This window comes from Streptomyces sp., assembly GCF_036566765.1.
Lineage (GTDB): Bacteria > Actinomycetota > Actinomycetes > Streptomycetales > Streptomycetaceae > Streptomyces.
Map to the genome: position 1 here is coordinate 1 of NZ_DATCVQ010000173.1, position 17,072 is coordinate 17,072.

Here is a 17,072-nt window from a genome sequence, read left to right on the forward strand (position 1 = left end):
TGAACATGTCCGGGTACACACGGGCCCCGAGGTGTTCGAGCGGCACGCGGAGCGCCCACAGGCCGCGGTTGCCGCCGACCATGGAAGGCGAGGCGGAGACGAGCAGCGTCTGCTTGTCCTTGAACGGCTGCGGCCGGAACCTCGAGACCCAGTCGACGGCGTTCTTCACCACGCCGGGCACTGAGGCGTTGTACTCCGGCGAGGCGATGACGAAGGCCTGCGCGGCCTCGATGCGGTCACGGAGCGCGACCGCGCCCGGGGGCGGGCCTAGTTCGGCCTCGGCGTCTCCGTCGTAGGTGGGGGTCTCGAACTCGCGCAGGACGGCGAGGTCGGCCGTGGCGCCGGCCCGGACGACGAGCCGGGCGACCAGTTCGGCGAGGCGTCCGTTCACCGATGCGACCCGGGACGAGCCGGACAGCACGAACACACGGAGCGACGCCCGTCCGCCCGACGGCGCGGGACGCTCCTGCGGACCGGTCTCCGTCACACCGTCTCCCTCGGGTACGCGGATGGGCGCAACGAGGCCCGCCGCGCAGGGTCACCGTACGCCCCCGTCGGCGGCCGGTCCGCGTCCCGCGCGTCCGTCGCACGAAGTCACCCGTGCGGCGGAGAGCCGCACAGGTGACTGGATCGGAGCGAGGCGGGGCGCGAAAGGGTGACTCCGCCGGCCCTCACACGCGGTCCTGGACGCCGTCGGGATCCTGCTGTCCCGGCCGGACGAGGCCCGTCTCGTACGCCAGGATGACCAGTTGGACGCGGTCCCGGACGCCGAGCTTGCTCATGGCGCGGGTGACGTGCGTCTTGGCGGTCAGCGGGCTGATGACCAGGCGGTTCGCGATCTGGTCGTTGGACAGGCCGGTCGCGATCAGGTGCACGACCTCCCTCTCACGGCCGGTGAGCACCGACAGGCGCTCCTCGGTGTCGGTCGGCAGGACGGGCCGGTGGCCGAACTGCTCGATGACCCTGCGGGTCACGCTCGGCGAGAGGAGCGCGTCGCCGGCGGCCACGGCCCTGACGGCCTGGCGAAGGTCGTCGGGCTCGATCTCCTTGGTGAGAAAACCGCTCGCGCCGGCCCGCAGGGCGGCGAAGACGTAGTCGTCGGTCTCGAACGTGGTCAGGACGATGACCCGGCATCCCGTCAGTTCGGCGTCTCCGACGATGCGTTCGGTGGCGGTGAGCCCGTCCGTGCCCGGCATCCGGATGTCCATGAGCACGACGTCCGGGCGCAGGGCGCGGACGGCGCGCAGTGCCTCGTCGCCGGTCGCCGCCTCTCCGACGACCTCGATGTCGCGGGTGCGTCGGAGCAGACTGCGGAACCCGGCGCGGACCAGGGCCTGGTCGTCGGCGAGAAGGACCTTGATCGTCATGACGGGAAGACTGGCACAGGAAGGGTGACGCGCACCGCGTAACCGGCCTGTTCGCCGTCCGGTCCGGCGCTGAAGGAGCCGCCGAGCGCGCTGATCCGTTCGCGCATCCCCGTGAGACCGTGGCCGGTCGTGGCCCGGGGAGCGGTCTCGGCGCCGGGTTCGGACCCGGTGGCGGGCCCGGACCCCGTGCCGTCGTCGACGACTTCGACGCTCAGCTGCTCGGCGTCACGGCGCAGGCGCACAGTGGCACGGCGAGCGCCGGAGTGCCGGACCGTGTTCGTCAGGGACTCCTGCACCACCCGATAGGCGGCCAACGCCACCGGGGCGGGCAGGAAGCCGGTGTCCCCCGTCGCGTCGAAATGGATCTCCAGGCCGCTGGCCCGCATGCGTTCGAGCAGGTCGGACAGTCCGTCGAGGCCGGTCTCCGGGGCGAGGTTCAGCGGTTCCGAACCGCCGTCGTCCGCCCCTTCGTCGGGGTCACGCAGGATCTCGACGAGGGAGCGCAGGTCCTGCACGGCCCGACTGCGTACCTGCTGCGCGGTCGCGAGCGCAGCCCGCGCCTCCTCGGGCGAGTCCTCCAACGCCTCGGTTGCGACACGCAGTTGCACCCCGACGACGGTGAGCGTGTGGGCGACGACGTCGTGCAGTTCGCGGGCGATCTGGAGGCGAGCCCCGGTGATGCGGCGCCGCGCCTCCCTTTCCCGCTCCTCGGCGGCGCGCCGCAGCCCCGCGTCGAGTTCGGCGCGCCAGCGGCGACCGTTGCGTCGGGCGGTGGCCGCGGCGAGCACCAGGGCCAGCCACAGGGCCTCCGCACCCACAGTCCCCAGCACCGTCCGCTGGTCCTGGCCGGCCGCGAACTCCCAACTCGCGGCGAAGCTCAGCTCGACCGCTCCGATCGAGATCGCCCACGGCAGGCCCGGCCGTCGCGGCCGGTCGTCGCCGGCCAGGGTGACGTACGCAGCCGTGGCGGGCCACACCCAGCCGACGTCGGTCAGGCCGGCACTGCGAAAGACGATGACGGCCTGGACGCTGAGCAGCAGCACCGCCACGGGCCACCGGCGGCGCAGCAGGAGCACAAGTCCGAGCTGGAGGGCGAGAGGGACCACGCCCGCCTGGTCGAGCCGGCCGCCGAGGAGCGCGGTACCGGCGAGGACGCCGACCGCGGTCACGACGGCCACGACGACGTCGGTGAGGAGGGAGCCTCGGACGGGGTTCCCGGCGGTGTCCGTGGGGGCGGTCGGGTCAGCCGTCATGCGCCCATCATGCATGGACGTTCCTGTCGTCCCGGACGCGCGGGGCGGTCGCCGTCGCGGCCAGGGCCAGCCAGGCCAGGTCGGCGGCGATGGCGAGCCGTTCGACGAGACCGACAAGGGTCGGCGCGGAGCCGAGACCCAGGGACGGGCCGTCCATCACGTCGACCAGGCAGACCGCGAGGGCCACGGTGGTGAGGACCGACGCGGCCGTGGCCGCGAACAGCGCCGTACGGCCGACCGGCCACCGGGCGGCCAGCGACCCCGTCAGGAGCAGCGCGGCCACCGGCAGCGCGACGAACGCCGGCCACGCCGCCGCGCCGTGCACCATCTCGGAGACCGACGGACGGCTCCAACGGCCGGGCGGATCGGCGGGGAAGGCCGCCGCCACGAGGACGCCGACCGCCCAGACGGCCAGTGCCGCCCGGCCGGTTCTCCGGGCGGCGGTCCGGCCGGTCGACGGGCCGGACAGCCGGCCGAGCCTTGCGGTCAGCGCCGCCGACGCCGCGCCGATGGCGAGCAGGGCCAGGGTGACGAGCCAGCCGACCGAGCCGTTCACGTACCGGCTGACCACCTCGCTCACCGGGCTGTACTGCGGGTTGAGCACGTCCGTCGCGGCGATCGCCGCGCACGCCGCAGCGAGGGCGGCCACCGTCCCTCGCCGCAGCAGGTCCGGCCGGCCGGTGTCCCGGATCGTCTTCATGCGTTCCTCCTCATCGGGTCGATGAAGAGGACGCTACGAAGGCGGACGCGTGGCGTCGTCGTCCGCGCGCAGTCACCCGGGGGTACGTCGCGCGAGTACCCCGTACACCGGATGATGTACGCCCGAGATCGGGGGCTTCGGCGCGTTGCGGAGCGCTTCAGCGCGCGAGCCCCCAGCGGCTGCGGCGCTTCGACGCCGCCACCAGCTCGCCGACGGTGGCGAGTTTGACGCGGGGGCGGCCGGCGGCGGTGCCGCGTTCGGTCTCGGTGCGTTCGATGGCGCCGAGGCCGCGGGCGTCGACGAGGTCGGCGGCCCGGCGGCGGACCAGGCGGTGGAAGGCCTTCGCACCGTGTGCGGGCGCGGGCAGCGCGCCGGCCACGGCGTCGGCGAGCAGGGTGCCGACGGTCTCGGCGGCGCAGGTGCGGTTGGCGCCGATGCCGCCGGAGGGGCCGCGCTTGATCCAGCCGACCACGTACGTGCCGGGCCGGCCGACGACCCGACCGCCCTCGTGCGGGATGGTGCCGGTCGCCTCGTCGAACGGCAGGTCGGCGACCGGTGCGCCCCGGTAGCCGATGGCCCTCAGCAGCAGTCCGGCAGGGATGTCCGCGGAACCCGTAGCGGTCGCTGTGCGCACAGTCCGAACCCGGTCCTCGCCCAACACCTCCGACGGGCTGCTGTGGAAGCGCAGGACGATGCGGCGGCGGCCCCCCTCCGGCGAGCCCGTCCAGTCGACGCTCTCGCGGACGACGTCGCGCAGAATCGCGGCCTTGCCCTTGGGCGCGGCGGCGTCGATCGCCTCCCCGATCCGGGGGTCATGGTCGTCGACGACGAGGTCCACCCCGGGCAGGTGTTTGAGGGCGAGCATCTCGGACACGGTGTACGCTGCGTCCTCGGGTCCGCGCCGCCCGAGCAGGACGACCTCGCGCACCGCGCCGGCGCGCAGCGCCTTGAGCGCGTGGTCGGCGATGTCGGTACGGGCGAGGGCGTCGGGGTCGGCGAGCAGGATGCGGGCGACGTCGAGGGCGACATTGCCGTTGCCGACCACGACGACCCGCTCGGCCGAGAGGTCGATCGCGTCCGGGGCGACCTCTGGATGGGCGTTGTACCAGGCCACGAACGAGGTGGCGGAGAGGCTGCCGGGCAGCTCCTCGCCGGGGATCGCCAGGCGGCGGTCGGTGGACGCCCCGACCGCGTAGACGACCGCGTCGTGGTGGGCGGCGAGTTCCTCCGTCGTGACGTCGCCGCCGACGTTCAGTCCGAGGTACATCCGCACCCGCGGATGGTCGTGGAACCGGGAGAACGTCTCGCCGACCTTCTTGGTGGCGGGGTGGTCGGGCGCGACGCCGTAGCGGACCAGGCCGCCCGCGACCGGCAGCCGGTCGACGAGCGTCACCTCGGCGTCGGTGTGCAGGAGCAGGTCCTGTGCGGCGTACATCCCGGCCGGGCCGGTTCCGACCACGGCGATCCTGAGCGGCGCGAAGTCGGACGGCAGGACTCGGGGGAAGGACGGCTCGCCCCAGGCGTGGAAGTTGGGGCCGTGGTCGGTGGGTTCGGCGGCGTCGGCTGCGGCCTCGGTCTGCGCGTAGTACGTCGCGTTGATCGCCGCGTACTCCTTGCTCGGGCCCGTCAGGGAATCGACCGGGAAGATCGCGTCGACCGGGCACGCGTCGGCGCACGCGCCGCAGTCGATGCAGGCCTTGGGGTCGATGTACAGCATGTCCGTGCTGCCGAAGGCCCGCTCCTCCGGCGTGGGGTGGATGCAGTTGACCGGGCAGACGGAGACGCAGGTGGCGTCGCTGCAGCAGGTCTGGGTGATGGCGTAGGTCATGTCGTCGCTCGGATCAGCTCGGAACGGTCGGGTCAGATCAGGTTGGCGCGCTTGTAGAACATCAGCGCCGGCCGGGTCAGGAGGCGGGCGGAGGCCAGGAAGTCCATCAGGCCCGAGCAGCTCGATCGCATCATGGACTTGTGGTGCTGGTTGGCCCTGGCCTCGGCGAGCGCCCGCTCGCTGTCCAGCCCGGCGTTCTCGTAGACCTTCTTGTTCACCATGCTGGTGACGATGAAGTAGGACGCGACGGCGACCACGAAGGCCTGGATCTGGCGGCGCGTCCGGCCGGCGCGGGCGAGGCGCCTGCGCGTCTCGTCGCGGGCGAACTTCATGTGCCGCGACTCCTCGACCACATGGATGTTGTTGATGGTGCGGACGAAGGGCGCCACCCGCTCGTCGCGCATCCAGTCCCGCTGCATGACGTCGAGCACCTCCTCGGCCACGAGGATGGCGGCGTACGCGGCCTCGCCGAAGGCGACCGTCTTGAACGCGCGGCCGAGTTCGAGCACGTACCGGGGCGGCCGGTACGCCGGCGCCCCGAGCTTCGCGGCGCCGCGGGCGAACATGATCGAGTGCCGGCACTCCTCCGCGATCTCGGTGAGCGCCCACTGGAACGTGGCGTCCGTCGGGTCCTTCGCGTAGATGTCGCGCAGCACCATCTGCTGCAGGATCATCTCGAACCAGATGCCGGTACTGGCCACCGACGCGGCCTCCTGCCGGGTCAGCTCCTTGCGCTGCGCCTCGGTCATCTCGTCCCAGTACGCGGTGCCGTAGAGCGAGCACCACTCCGGGCTCGCGCCGTGGAAGTCCTTGTCCAGCGGCGTGTCCCAGTCGACCTCGGTGGCCGGGTCGTAGGCCAGGATCGCGGCGGAGGCGAGCAGTCGCCGGGCGACCGCGTGCTCGCGCTCGTGCTCGTACTCACGGCTTCGGTCGTGATCCCCGCCGTGATCCCCGCCGTGATCCCGGCTTCCGGCCTCCGGTCGGACGGTGCTGCTGGCCATGCTGCGGCTCCTCGGCTCGACGGTGCGACGTCACTGATCGCTGTCTCGTGCGTGTGTGTACGCAGGGCACAGGGCGTGGGCAGGCGGACGGAGCGACGCCCACGCTCCGTCCGCCCGCTTGTTAGACGGACCGTACAACAAGGGGTGCGCGCGAGCCTACCCCCGAGTAAGAAGGAACCTGACGGGGCTGTTCACCGCGGACCGTCGGCCGCGTCGTAGGCCTCGCGAGCCTCCTCCACCCGGTCGAGATGGTCGGCAGCCCATTCCGCGAGGTGGGCGAAGAGCGGGGCGAGGCTGCGGCCGAGCTCGCTGATCTCGTACTCGACCCGGGGCGGAACTTCGGCGTAGTACGTGCGCACGACCAGGCCGTCCCGCTCCAGCTGGCGCAGTCGCTGCGTCAGCACCTTGGGGGTGATCCTGCCGATCCGCCGCTCCAGCTCGACGAAGCGCTGCCGGCCGTATGCGTGCAGGGCCCACAGGATCGGCGTGGTCCACCGGCTGAACACGATGTCCACGACCGGGCTGACCGGGCACGCGAACTCCGGGTCGACCTCCACTGCTGTCTGCCGACTCGCCTTCGTCGCCACGTACTTCCCTTTCCCTCAGTCACTATCCTCTAGGTACCTACTATACGAGCGCTGTTAGCGTCCTCATGTCGCCCCGAGAGGGACTCTCCGGAGCGGCTCACGCTCCTCCGGGGCATTGCCAACCATGCTTGTTTACAAGGGAGTTCATTGTGATTGTCGTGACGGGCGCCACCGGGAACGTAGGACGCTCTCTCGTACGGATCCTCGCCGCCGCCGGCGAGCAGATCACCGCCACCTCGCGCAGCATCTCGGCGGCCGACGTGCCAGACGGAGTACGGCACGTGCCGGCGGATCTCGCCGACCCCGACGGCCTGCGCCCCCTCCTCGACGGCGCGGACGCGCTGTTCCTGCAGAACGGCGGCCCCAGCGCCCACCTCTTGAGCCCGCGGGACATCCTCGACGTCGCAAAGGCGGGCGGCGTGAGCCGGGTCGTCCTGCTCTCGTCCCAGGGTGTGGCGACCCGGCCGGAGTCGGCCTCGCACGGTGACATAGCCCGCGGATTCGAGGACGCGGTGCGGGAGTCGGGCATGGAGTGGACGATTCTCCGGCCCGGCGGCTTCGCCTCCAACTCCTTCGCCTGGGTCGAGTCGGTCCGCGCCGGGCGCGCGATCGCCGCGCCGTTCGCCGACACCGGTCTGCCGGTCATCGACCCGGACGACATCGCCGAGGTCGGCGCGGCGGCACTGCGCGAGGGCCGACACGCGGGCCAGGTCTACGAGTTGACCGGTCCCGCCCTCAGCACACCCCGGGAGCGGGCCGCGGCAATCGGCGAGGCGCTCGGCGAGCCGATCCGCTTCGTGGAGCAGACGCGCGCGGAGGCACACGCGGAGATGGTGCGCTTCATGCCCGAACCGGTCGTCGAGACGACGCTGAACATCCTGGGCGAGCCCACCCCCCGCGAGCTGCGGATCAGCCCCGACGTCGAGCGAGTACTGGGCCGTGCGCCGCGCCCCTTCGCCGACTGGGCCACGCGGTACGCCGCCGCTTTCCGATAGGCCGGGGGCGAACGGCGGAAGCCCGCCGGCCCGAACGGCCGCCTCGGCGCGGCGCGTTCGGCCCTGCGGGCCCAAGGGCCTGCAAATCCCGCCAGTACGGCCTGTTCTGCCGAGGCTAGACGCCCTCGAAGCCCTGGCCGGTCAGGATCGCGTCGATCCGGGCGCGGTGCTCCCGCTCCCAGTCGTCGAGGGACTCGTCGGCCTCCTTGGCCAGCTTCTTCCCGGCGTCCGCGAGCACCTGCTCCGTACGGCCGCCGGGCACGACGACGATCCCCTCCTCGTCGGCGACGACGATGTCACCGGCCGCCACCTCCACCCCGCCGCACCGCACGGCGGTGTTGAGGGGTTCGGCGACGGCCTTGGCGCCGGGGAAGGGGATGACGCCGCGGGCGAAGACCGGGAAGCCCATCTCGCGGACCTCGGCGAGGTCGCGGATCAGCCCGTCCAGGACGAAGGCGGCGATCCCGCGGCGCTGCGCGACGGCGCAGACGTTGCCGCCCGCCAGGGCGTAGTCGGTGTCGCCCGACTCGACGACCACGATCGCCCCCGCCGGGGCGCGGTGGATCGCCGCGTGCAGCATGAGGTTGTCACCGGGAGCGCATCGTACGGTGAACGCCGGGCCGGCCACCCGCGGCACCGGCCCCCACAGCGGGCGGATCCCGATGTCCATGACCTGGCCGCGCCCCAGGACGTCGGCGAGAGTGGTCGGGGAGATCCCCTCGAACCCGGCTGCGTCGTTCATGCTGTCCTCCTCGGGACGGGCACCGCTCCCCCGTCGTGCCGTTCGGTGGGCAGCGTAACGGACCCGTTGTCAGTGGCGGTTGCCATGATCGGCCGTATGACCGATCGCACTACCGAGATCAGCGCCTACTGGAACGCCGCCGCGGCGACCTTCGACGACGAGCCGGACCACGGGCTCCGGGCCGACCGGACCCGGGCCGCGTGGGCCGCTCGGCTGGAGTCCTGGCTGCCCACCGGGGCGGCCGACGGCCTCGACGTACTGGACGTGGGCTGCGGCACAGGCTCTCTGTCGCTGCTCCTGGCCGGCGCGGGCCACCGGGTCACCGGGGTCGACCTGGCGCCCCGCATGGTGGAGCAGGCCAGAACGAAGCTCCGGGACGCCGGACTGACGGGGCGTTTCCTCGTCGGGGACGCGGCGCAGCCGCCGACCGGTGCGGAGCGTTTCGACGTCCTCCTCTCCCGCCACCTCGTATGGACGCTGCCCGATCCCGAGGCCGCGCTCACGGAGTGGGTGGGGCGACTGCGGCCGGGCGGGCGGCTCGTACTGGTCGAGGGCCGGTGGCGCGAGGCCGGTCAGAGCGGGATCCCGTACGTGGCGGGGGCGGAGTCGCTGCCCTGGAACGGCGGCATCACCGCGGACGATCTGGCCGCTGCCGTACGGCCGTTGGTCTCCGCGCTGCGTATCGAGCCGCTGAGCGGTGAGTCGGAGCTGTGGGGCGGCACGGTGGACGACGAGAGGTATGCGCTGGTCGCCGAGGTGTGACGGGCGGCGGACCGCCCTTCGTCACGCGTCGCATATGCCCGTGACTCGTTCCTGCACGAGTCTGTTGCCAGCGGCGGAGCGGGTGCCATGCTGAGCGCGGCACCTGGCAGCCCCCCGAGATGCGAGGCGCCACCACGGCCCCGCCCTGCGCCGCGCGCAGCGGCGGGGCCGCGCCGTCCCTCCCGGCCTCCCCACGGGAGGGGCGGCGCCGCCCGGACGCCGGGAGGTTCCGTCAGGCAGGGACTGCCAAGCCGAGGTCACCGGCCGCCGGGGCGGCGAAGTACCGGGCGACGTCGTCGTCCGTCACGTCCGCGAGCGTGGCCGGGGACCAGCGCGGGTCGCGGTCCTTGTCGACGACCTGCGCGCGGATGCCCTCCACCAGGTCGGCGGAGGACAGCGCGGCGCAGGAGAGCCGGAACTCCATGTTCAGGACGGACTCGAGCGAATCCGCCCGCCGGGCGCGACGGATCGCGGCCAGGGTGGCCTTCAGGGCGGTCGGCGACTTGGCGAGCAGCGTGGTGGCGGCCTCCTTCGCCTCGGGCACGCCGAACTCGAACAGCCGCTCCACGATGATCTCCACCCGGTCGGCCGCGTAGCAGGCGTCGATCCATTCGCGCCGGTCGGCGAGGGCGCCGGGCGGAGCGGTCCGCGCACAGCGGGCCAGCGCTTGGTGTGCGGGTGCGCGGGTCAGCTCGGCGGCGAGCCGGGGCAGGTCTTCGGAGGGTACGAAGTGGTCCGCGAGCCCGGTCGCCAGGGCGTCCGCGGCGCCGATCGGCGTACCGGTGAGGGCGAGGTGGGTGCCGAGTTCGCCGGGCGCGCGGCTCAGCAGATAGGTGCCGCCGACGTCCGGCACGAAGCCGATGCCGGTCTCGGGCATGGCCACGCGGGAGCGCTCGGTGACGACCCGTACGGACCCGTGGGCCGAGACACCGACCCCGCCGCCCATCACGATGCCGTCCATGAACGCGACGTACGGCTTGCCGAAACGGGCGATGCGCGCGTTGAGCCGATACTCGTCGCGCCAGAACTCCGTCGACGCCGTTCCGCCGGCGCGGGCGTCGTCGTGGATGGCGCGGATGTCGCCGCCCGCGCACAGCCCGCGCTCGCCGGCCCCCTCGATGACGACGGTCTCGACGTCCGGGTCACCCTCCCACCGCGTCAGCGCCTCGTCGATGCGGCGCACCATGGGGTGGGTGAGCGCGTTGATCGCCCGCGGCCGATTGAGCGTGATGAACCCGGCACGCCCCTCGGTACGCAGGAGCACGTGCGACTCGTACGGCTCTCGCGACGCGCTCGGCTCGTCGGACATGATCACGCGGTTCCTTCCCCAAGGATCTTCGAACCGGACCACCGTAACCGCTGGGCCGTTCGGGGCACAGGCAGCCTCCGGACGCCTTGGCAGCCCTCACAATTAATCAACAATGCGAATAGACACATCCGCATGTATCGTCGATGACAGGTGGATCGGGAGTGGAAGGCGGGGGTCAGATGCCCATACCGAGCCGTGTGTACCAGCGGTACGTCGCGCTGGGCGACAGTCAGTCCGAAGGGGTCGGCGACGGGGACGACGTCGTGGGGCTGCGAGGGTTCGCGGATCGGCTCGCGGAGCGGGTCGCGGCGGCCGATCCCGGGGGCCGGGTGCAGTACGCGAATCTGGCGGTACGCGGACGGCTCGCCGGGCAGGTTCGTGCCGAACAGCTCGGTCCCGCACTGGAGTTGAACCCTGACCTCGCCACCGTGGTCGCCGGTGTCAACGACCTGCTGCGGCCGCGCTTCGACGCGGCGGAGGTCGCCGGGCACCTGGAGGAGATGTTCGCCGCACTTCGGGGCGGCGGGGCCGACGTGGCCACCGTGACGTTTCCCGACATCGGCCGGATCGCGCCGCTCGCCCGGCCGCTCGCGCCCCGGGTCTACGACCTCAACCGCCGCATCCGCACCGCTGCCGCGCGGCACGGCGTCATGGTCGCCGAGACCGAGAACCGGCCGGTCACCACGGACCCCCGGCTCTGGTCGGCGGACCGGCTCCACGCCAGCCCCCTGGGGCACGACCGCATCGCCGCCGCGCTTGCCGAGGCCCTGGAACTGCCCGGCAGCGACGACGCCTGGACCCGTCCCCTGCCAGCTGCAGCGGCCGCCCCGACGGGTCTGCGCGCCGCGGCCACCGAGCTCAGTTGGGCGGCCGGGTTCCTCGGCCCCTGGATCGTGCGCCGCCTGCGCGGCCGGTCCTCGGGCGACGGCCGCACGGCGAAGCGGCCCGATCTGCTGCCGCTCGGGGCGGTCTGATCGACCCGGTCGGCGAGGCTACGAGCGGCGGCGAGGCTTCCCCGGCTTGCCGCCCTTCGCACCGGCAGCGCCGCTACGACCGCCCCGCCCGGCGGACCGGCCCTGCGCCTTGCCGGCCGACGTCGACTTGCCCGCGGCCGGCTTCCGCCCCGCCGTCGCCTTCGACTTCGCCGCGCCGGGCTTCGAGCCCTCCGAGGCGGTCTGACGGCCGCGCGAGCTGTTCACGGTCCGGCCCCGGACGATGCCGATGAAGTCCTCCACCATGTCGGTGGTCTCGTCCTTCGGCCAGGACAGGGCGATCCGCGACTGCGGGGTGTCGGTGACCGTCCGGTACGTCAGGTCCTTGCGGTGGTGGAGCCGGGCCAGCGACTGCGGCGCCACGAGGAGCCCCACGCCCGCCGCGACCAGCTCGATCGCGTCCGCCGTCGTCGCCGGGCGCTCGAACGCGGGCTTCCCCGGCGGCTGTTCCCAGTCGAGCGTGTCGTCGAGCGGGTGCAGCAGGATCTCGTCGGCCAGCTCGTCGACGGAGACCTCCTCGGCCGCCGCCACGAGGTGGTCCTTGGGGACGACCACGACTGTGGTCTCGGTGTAGAGCGGGATCGCGCTCAGGTCCTCGTCGTCCACCGGCATGCGCACGAATCCCGCGTCCGCCCCGCGGCTCCGCAGCACGTCGAGCGCGTCGCCGGCGGCGACGGGAGTCAGGATCAGGGGGACGTCGGGCAGGCGCTCGTTCCAGATCCGAACCCACTTCGAGGGGGTCACTCCTGGGACGTACGCGAGCCGGAACGAGGGGGATTCTTCCGAGCCGGTCACCGGTCCAGGCTACCGGGCATGGTCGGGACCAGCGCACATGCTCGATATTCTCGACGTATGACAGCGCAGCACACCCCCCAGACGATGAAGCCCGCGACCGCCGCGAAGAAGCTCGGCGTGCACCTGCCGGCCACCCCCGCAGAATTCCAGGAGGGCGTCGTCTCGCGCACGGAGCTCAACGCGCTCCAGACCGACCCGCCGGCGTGGCTCCGCGAGCTCCGCAAGAACGGCCCGCACCCGCGGCCCGTGGTCGCCTCGAAGCTCGGCGTGTCGATCTCCGGCCTTGCCCGTGGGGGCGTCACCGACGCGCTCACGACCGAGCAGATCGACGCACTCAAGGAAGAGAACCCGGAGTGGCTCCAGAAGGAGCGCGCCACGCAGGCCGAGGCGCGCAAGGAAGCCACCCGCATCAAGGAGAAGAACGCCGCTCGCGACTGACCTCCGAGCCGAACGACGGCCCCACCCCTCGACCAGAGGGAGTGGGGCCGTACTCGTGTGCCGTGGGCTCGCTGCGCCTCGCGTGTCGGTGGATGACACTGTGCGCCGCTTCCGCCGCCCCGAGGCCGAGCGCGATGAACGCCGCACCGACGGGACCGAGCCAGTACGCGCCGAACCACGCCATTCCTGTCTGCCCGACCAGGGGGGCGATGGAGACACCGACGTAGATCATGGCCGAGGCAAGGCCGGTGAGCACAGGCGCCGCCGTCGGCATCGCGGTGATCAGTCGATGGGTCTGCGGTGTCACGAGTCCCCAGCCGCAGACGCCCCATACGACGAGTGCCGCGATGGCGGAGGGCAGGTGAGCGCTTGTCCACGGCAGGAGGGCGAAGTCGACTGCGGCGATGGCGATCGAGGCATTGATGATGCGCCGGCTGCCGAAGCGGTCGAGCAGACGGCCCGAGCCGAGAGTTCCGACGGTGGCCGCCAGTCCCCATACGAACAGCAGGGCGGCGAGGGTGGTACCGCTGCCGCCGGTGGCGCGATCGAGGCTTTCGCCGATGAAGGAGTACACGGTGTACAGACCGGTGTACACGAGGAGGGTGGTCAGCAGGATCAGGCCGATGCGTCGGTCGGCGAGCGGAGCGACGCGGGTGCGCAGCGGCACCGATGGGGGTGTCGATATCGGCGGCAGGAGCAGGGCGATCCCTGCGGCGGCCAGCACGCCGAGCGCGGAGACGAACAGCATGGTGGCCCGCCAGTCGCCGGTGAGGCTGCCGATCGCCGTGCCGATGGGCGCCCCCAGCGCGGTCGCGGCGCTGAGGCCGGTCATGACCGCGGCGATCGCGCGGCCGCGACGCTCCGGTGGCGCGAGCGCGGCGGCCGCGGCGACGGTGGCGGGACTGACCATGGCGCCGCCGATCCCGGCGAGTGCCCGCGCGACCATGGCCACCTCGAAGCCCGGAGCGAAGGCGGTGGCGAGGTTGCCGGCGGTGAAGACGGCGAACCCGGTGAGAAACAGGGTGCGGCGCGGCCAACGGGTCGTGAGCGCCGCCATGACAGGGCCGAGGACGGCATAGGTGAAGGCGTAGGCGGTGAGCAGCCAGCCCGCGGTGCCGACCGGGACACCGAGGGAGTGCGCTGCGTCCGGCAGGATGCCGGCGATGACGAAGCTGTCGGTGCCGATGGCGAACATGCCGGCGGCGAGGACCAAGAGCGATCGGTTCACGATGCGGGGACCTCCATATGGGCGGATGTAACAGATTCGGTTACGACATTGGGCCGAAGAGAGGCCGGCCCGCGAGGGCCGACCGGCGTGGATGGGATGGGACTGGCTTGCGGGGCCGGCTCAGGTTCCGGGAACCGTCTCTCTCGCCACGTCGGCGATGGTGACGGCTGCCAGTTCGGCCTTCATCGACTCCTCCGCGCGGTCGTACACCTCACGCAGTACGGGCGGGATGCCCCGCCCGACGGGGCAGTCCTGATTGGGGGGCGCGGCGTGCAGGGCGATCAGGGGATCGGGCTCCACTGCGAGATAGACGTCCCTCAGGGTGATCGACTCCGGGCTACGGGTCAGCCGCCAGCCCGCACCCTGCCCGCGCTGCGACTCCACCAGTCCCGCATCGCGCAGACTTCCGAGGACGCGACGGATGACGACGGGGTTGGTCTTGACGCTGGAGGCGATCTGCTCGGACGTCACGATGCCGTCGGGACGCTTGGGGCAGACCCACGCCATCCAGGTCAGCGCGTGAGTGGCCACGGTCATCCGACTGCTCGTACTCATGACACCTCCCGCCCGAAGCCATCGACGCCGCTCGTGTTGCAACAGATTCTGTTACAACCAGGGCGCGCGTGTCCAGTGCACCCGCAGGGGCGGCTTCCCTGTTGACGATCTTGCCTAGAGGTCCTAGGTTTCTTCCTTGAGACACTAGCAAGGAGGTGCCGCATGGTGCGTGCGGGAGTGACGGCCGCCCGTCTGACGGAGGCGGCTGCGCTGATGGCGGACGAGGTCGGGATCGACAAGGTCACCGTGTCCGCGCTCGCGCGGCAGTTCGGCGTCAAGGACGCGAGCCTGTACTCGCACGTCAAGAACCTGCGGGAGCTGCGGGTGCGCGTCGCGCTGCTGGCCGGCGAGGAGATGACGGACCGCATCGCCGTCGCCGTGGCCGGCCGGTCCGGCAAGGAGGCGCTCGTCGGCTTCGCCGACGCGTACCGCGACTACGCCCTGGCCCACCCCGGCCGCTACGCGGCGTCCCAGATGCGGCTGGAGCCGGAGGAGGTCGCCGACTCCGTCGGCCTGCGCCGCAGCGTCGAGCTCACGTACGGGATGCTGCGCGGCTACGGCCTCGCTGATCCGGACCTGACCGACGCGGCCCGCCTGCTGCGCAGCGCCTTCCACGGCTACATCCATCTGGAGCTGAGCGGCGGCTTCGCGCACCCCCGTGAGGTGCGGGAGTCCTGGTCGCGCTCGCTCGACGCGCTCCATGTACTGCTGACGAACTGGCCGACCAGGCCCGAGGGGAACGAGTGACCGCGGTGACGACGACACAGACGACGACGGCAACGGCGACCGCAACGGTCCAGACCGGCACCCTGCCCGTGCCCGGTGCCACGCTGCACTACGAGGTGCGGGGCAGCGGTCCCGTCCTGCTCCTGATACCCGGCGGCGCGGGCGACGCCGGCCTGTACGCGGGGATGGCCCCGCTGCTGGCGGAGCGGTACACGGTGGTCTCGTACGACCAGCGCGGACTGTCCCGGAGTCCGCTCGACGGCCCACTCGCGGACCAGCGGGTCGAGGTGTGGAGCGATGACGCGCTCCGGCTGCTCGACCTGGTCGCGCCCGACGAGGAGGCATACGTGCTCGGCAGCAGCTCGGGCGCGATCACCGCGCTCGGGCTGCTCGCCCGGAACCCCGGCCGGCTGCGTCGGGTCGTGGCCCACGAGCCGCCCCTGATCGAGCTGTTGGCGGAGCCCGCGCCGTACCGCGCACTCTTCGCCGAGGTGCGTGAGCTGTTGCGGCAGGAGGGCGTCGGGGCGGCGATGGCGCGTTTCAGCGAGGGACTCGGCGGTGAGCGCTCGGCGGAGCGGGCGACCGAACTGCCGCCGGAGATCCAGCAGATGGCGGCGCGCATGCACGCCAACCTGCCGGTCTTCCTGGAGCACGTGCTGTGCCCGTTCACGGCGAGCGTTCCCGACGTGGCTGGGCTCCGCGAGGCGGCGGACCGGCTGGTCCTCGCGACCGGACGGGACTCGCGCGGCGTCGAGCCGCTGGTCGGACCCGCCGCACGCCTTTCGGAGCTGTGCGATGCACAGGTCGTGGAGTTCCCGGGCGGGCACGTCGGGGCCACCGAACACCCGAGGGAGTTCGCCGAGCTGCTGATCGCGACGCTGGCCTGAATACACCATCCGGGGGCCTGAGTTCAGCGAATCGAGGATTGTTCTAGAAACGAACTCCATTGCATCATCAACAACCTCATACTGTGGTGTCCCGACATCCGGACCCGGCACACAGTCACGGGGGACGTTCATGGCCGCACTGCTGCGCAAGCCGCCTTCCTGCGACATCGCCCGCGCTCTTCAGGACGAGCTCGGCCTCGCCCACGCGCCTCCGGCGGTGCCGCTCCTGGCGGAGAGCAGCGGCGTCCCGGCCGACAGTCTGCTGCCGCCGCGGGAACGGTTCGGCGGGGCGCCCGCGCCGACGCACTGTTACGTGTACGTCGACGCGCCCGCGCCCCGCCCCTTCGAACTGCGGGCCTCGATCATGAGCACCACGGATGCGGACGATCCCGCGGGCCCGGTCGATCCCGTCCTGGACGGCCGCTCGCTCGGCGACCTGGTCTACGCCGTGCCCCTGCTCTCGCCGGTCGCCGCGCGGTGCGCCCTGAGCGCACCCCAGGGGCCCGAGCGGGGCGGCCGTTCCGTCTTCGAGGGGGACCCGGCGATCACCGGGCGCCTGAACGCGGACCCCAGCCTGCTCGACCGCGCTCACGCGCTCGCCGCCGTGAAGGAGCACCCGGAGCGGCTGCTGGCGGTGGACCCGATGCCGCACGCGTCCGTCCTGCTCGTCCGCACCCGCCGGCACACCAGCCTGCGCGGATGGAGTCTCGGAGCCGACCACGTACTGGACCTCGCGGAGCGGATCGAGGCGGCTCTGCAGTAGACAGCTCCGCACCGAAGCTCTGTGCGCAGCTCCGCACTGATCAGGGCAGCACTGCACTACCGTAGGCTGATCATCAGGACGTCGACGGGACACCAGCATGCCGCCCAAGCAACAACGCGGAGAAGTCACCGTCGACCGGCTGCT

The 17,072-nt window shown here is 72.3% G+C and carries 19 protein-coding genes; 7 read left to right on the forward strand and 12 right to left on the reverse strand.

What is annotated here, in order from left to right; all coding sequences use genetic code 11:
- The 7 genes from VIU94_RS09575 to VIU94_RS09605 all read right to left on the reverse strand — a co-directional run.
- Positions 1-487 (reverse strand): NADPH-dependent FMN reductase (locus VIU94_RS09575; protein ID WP_331909631.1); only part of this gene is annotated, 487 nt, incomplete at its 3' end.
- 184 nt (positions 488-671) lie between these two features.
- The gene (locus VIU94_RS09580; protein WP_331909633.1) at positions 672-1,367 is read right to left on the reverse strand and encodes a response regulator transcription factor; all 696 of its coding nucleotides are present in this window, start codon (positions 1,365-1,367) and stop codon (positions 672-674) included.
- On the reverse strand, positions 1,364-2,620 hold the full coding sequence (locus tag VIU94_RS09585; RefSeq protein ID WP_331909635.1) for a sensor histidine kinase: 1,257 nt from the start codon (positions 2,618-2,620) through the stop codon (positions 1,364-1,366). Before VIU94_RS09585 ends, VIU94_RS09580 begins: the two co-directional genes overlap by 4 nt.
- A 7-nt stretch (positions 2,621-2,627) precedes the next feature.
- The gene (locus tag VIU94_RS09590; RefSeq protein ID WP_331909637.1) at positions 2,628-3,320 is read right to left on the reverse strand and encodes a DUF998 domain-containing protein; all 693 of its coding nucleotides are present in this window, start codon (positions 3,318-3,320) and stop codon (positions 2,628-2,630) included.
- 157 nt (positions 3,321-3,477) lie between these two features.
- Positions 3,478-5,148 carry an FAD-dependent oxidoreductase gene (locus VIU94_RS09595; protein ID WP_331909639.1) on the reverse strand — a complete coding sequence of 557 codons (1,671 nt, stop codon included), beginning with the start codon at positions 5,146-5,148 and terminating at the stop codon, positions 3,478-3,480.
- Positions 5,149-5,180: 32 nt separating this feature from the next.
- Positions 5,181-6,149 carry an AurF N-oxygenase family protein gene (locus VIU94_RS09600; protein WP_331909641.1) on the reverse strand — a complete coding sequence of 323 codons (969 nt, stop codon included), beginning with the start codon at positions 6,147-6,149 and terminating at the stop codon, positions 5,181-5,183.
- Between the two features lie 191 nt (positions 6,150-6,340).
- Positions 6,341-6,736, reverse strand: coding sequence for a winged helix-turn-helix transcriptional regulator (locus VIU94_RS09605; RefSeq protein WP_331909643.1), 396 nt, complete (start codon positions 6,734-6,736; stop codon positions 6,341-6,343).
- Positions 6,737-6,885: 149 nt separating this feature from the next.
- On the opposite strand from VIU94_RS09605, the gene VIU94_RS09610 reads away from it, so the two are divergent.
- On the forward strand, positions 6,886-7,731 hold the full coding sequence (locus VIU94_RS09610) for an SDR family oxidoreductase (RefSeq protein WP_331909645.1): 846 nt from the start codon (positions 6,886-6,888) through the stop codon (positions 7,729-7,731).
- 115 nt (positions 7,732-7,846) lie between these two features.
- Here the strand turns inward: VIU94_RS09610 and VIU94_RS09615 are convergent, their stop codons facing one another.
- Positions 7,847-8,473 carry an RraA family protein gene (locus VIU94_RS09615; protein WP_331909647.1) on the reverse strand — a complete coding sequence of 209 codons (627 nt, stop codon included), beginning with the start codon at positions 8,471-8,473 and terminating at the stop codon, positions 7,847-7,849.
- 96 nt (positions 8,474-8,569) lie between these two features.
- Here VIU94_RS09615 and VIU94_RS09620 point away from each other — a divergent pair, with 96 nt between their 5' ends.
- Positions 8,570-9,235, forward strand: a complete 666-nt coding sequence (locus VIU94_RS09620; RefSeq protein WP_331909649.1) for a class I SAM-dependent methyltransferase — start codon at positions 8,570-8,572, stop codon at positions 9,233-9,235.
- A 232-nt stretch (positions 9,236-9,467) separates the two neighbouring features.
- Here VIU94_RS09620 and VIU94_RS09625 read toward each other — a convergent pair whose 3' ends face one another.
- The gene (locus VIU94_RS09625) at positions 9,468-10,544 is read right to left on the reverse strand and encodes an enoyl-CoA hydratase/isomerase family protein (RefSeq protein ID WP_331909651.1); all 1,077 of its coding nucleotides are present in this window, start codon (positions 10,542-10,544) and stop codon (positions 9,468-9,470) included.
- A gap of 179 nt (positions 10,545-10,723) precedes the next feature.
- On the opposite strand from VIU94_RS09625, the gene VIU94_RS09630 reads away from it, so the two are divergent.
- Positions 10,724-11,518: an SGNH/GDSL hydrolase family protein gene (locus VIU94_RS09630; RefSeq protein WP_414720918.1), complete on the forward strand. Its 795-nt coding sequence runs from the start codon at positions 10,724-10,726 to the stop codon at positions 11,516-11,518.
- Positions 11,519-11,536: 18 nt separating this feature from the next.
- Here the strand turns inward: VIU94_RS09630 and VIU94_RS09635 are convergent, their stop codons facing one another.
- Positions 11,537-12,331 (reverse strand): LysR family transcriptional regulator substrate-binding protein, encoded by a 795-nt coding sequence (locus tag VIU94_RS09635; RefSeq protein ID WP_331909653.1) that lies wholly within the window; start codon positions 12,329-12,331, stop codon positions 11,537-11,539.
- A gap of 57 nt (positions 12,332-12,388) precedes the next feature.
- On the opposite strand from VIU94_RS09635, the gene VIU94_RS09640 reads away from it, so the two are divergent.
- Complete coding sequence (locus VIU94_RS09640; RefSeq protein WP_331909655.1) at positions 12,389-12,769, forward strand: DUF5997 family protein; 381 nt, start codon at positions 12,389-12,391, stop codon at positions 12,767-12,769.
- Here the strand turns inward: VIU94_RS09640 and VIU94_RS09645 are convergent.
- Positions 12,741-13,997, reverse strand: a complete 1,257-nt coding sequence (locus VIU94_RS09645) for an MFS transporter (RefSeq protein ID WP_331909657.1) — start codon at positions 13,995-13,997, stop codon at positions 12,741-12,743. The genes VIU94_RS09640 and VIU94_RS09645 overlap by 29 nt on opposite strands.
- 120 nt (positions 13,998-14,117) lie before the next feature.
- Complete coding sequence (locus VIU94_RS09650; protein ID WP_331909659.1) at positions 14,118-14,552, reverse strand: Rrf2 family transcriptional regulator; 435 nt, start codon at positions 14,550-14,552, stop codon at positions 14,118-14,120.
- 162 nt (positions 14,553-14,714) lie between these two features.
- On the opposite strand from VIU94_RS09650, the gene VIU94_RS09655 reads away from it, so the two are divergent.
- The 3 genes from VIU94_RS09655 (at position 14,715) to VIU94_RS09665 (ending at position 16,928) form a co-directional block, all read left to right on the forward strand.
- On the forward strand, positions 14,715-15,299 hold the full coding sequence (locus VIU94_RS09655; RefSeq protein ID WP_331909661.1) for a TetR/AcrR family transcriptional regulator: 585 nt from the start codon (positions 14,715-14,717) through the stop codon (positions 15,297-15,299).
- 5 nt (positions 15,300-15,304) lie between these two features.
- Positions 15,305-16,165 (forward strand): alpha/beta fold hydrolase, encoded by an 861-nt coding sequence (locus VIU94_RS09660; protein WP_331909663.1) that lies wholly within the window; start codon positions 15,305-15,307, stop codon positions 16,163-16,165.
- A 130-nt stretch (positions 16,166-16,295) separates the two neighbouring features.
- Entirely contained in the window at positions 16,296-16,928 is a 633-nt protein-coding gene (locus tag VIU94_RS09665; protein WP_331909665.1) for a hypothetical protein, read from the forward strand.
- The last annotated feature ends 144 nt before the right edge of the window (positions 16,929-17,072 follow it).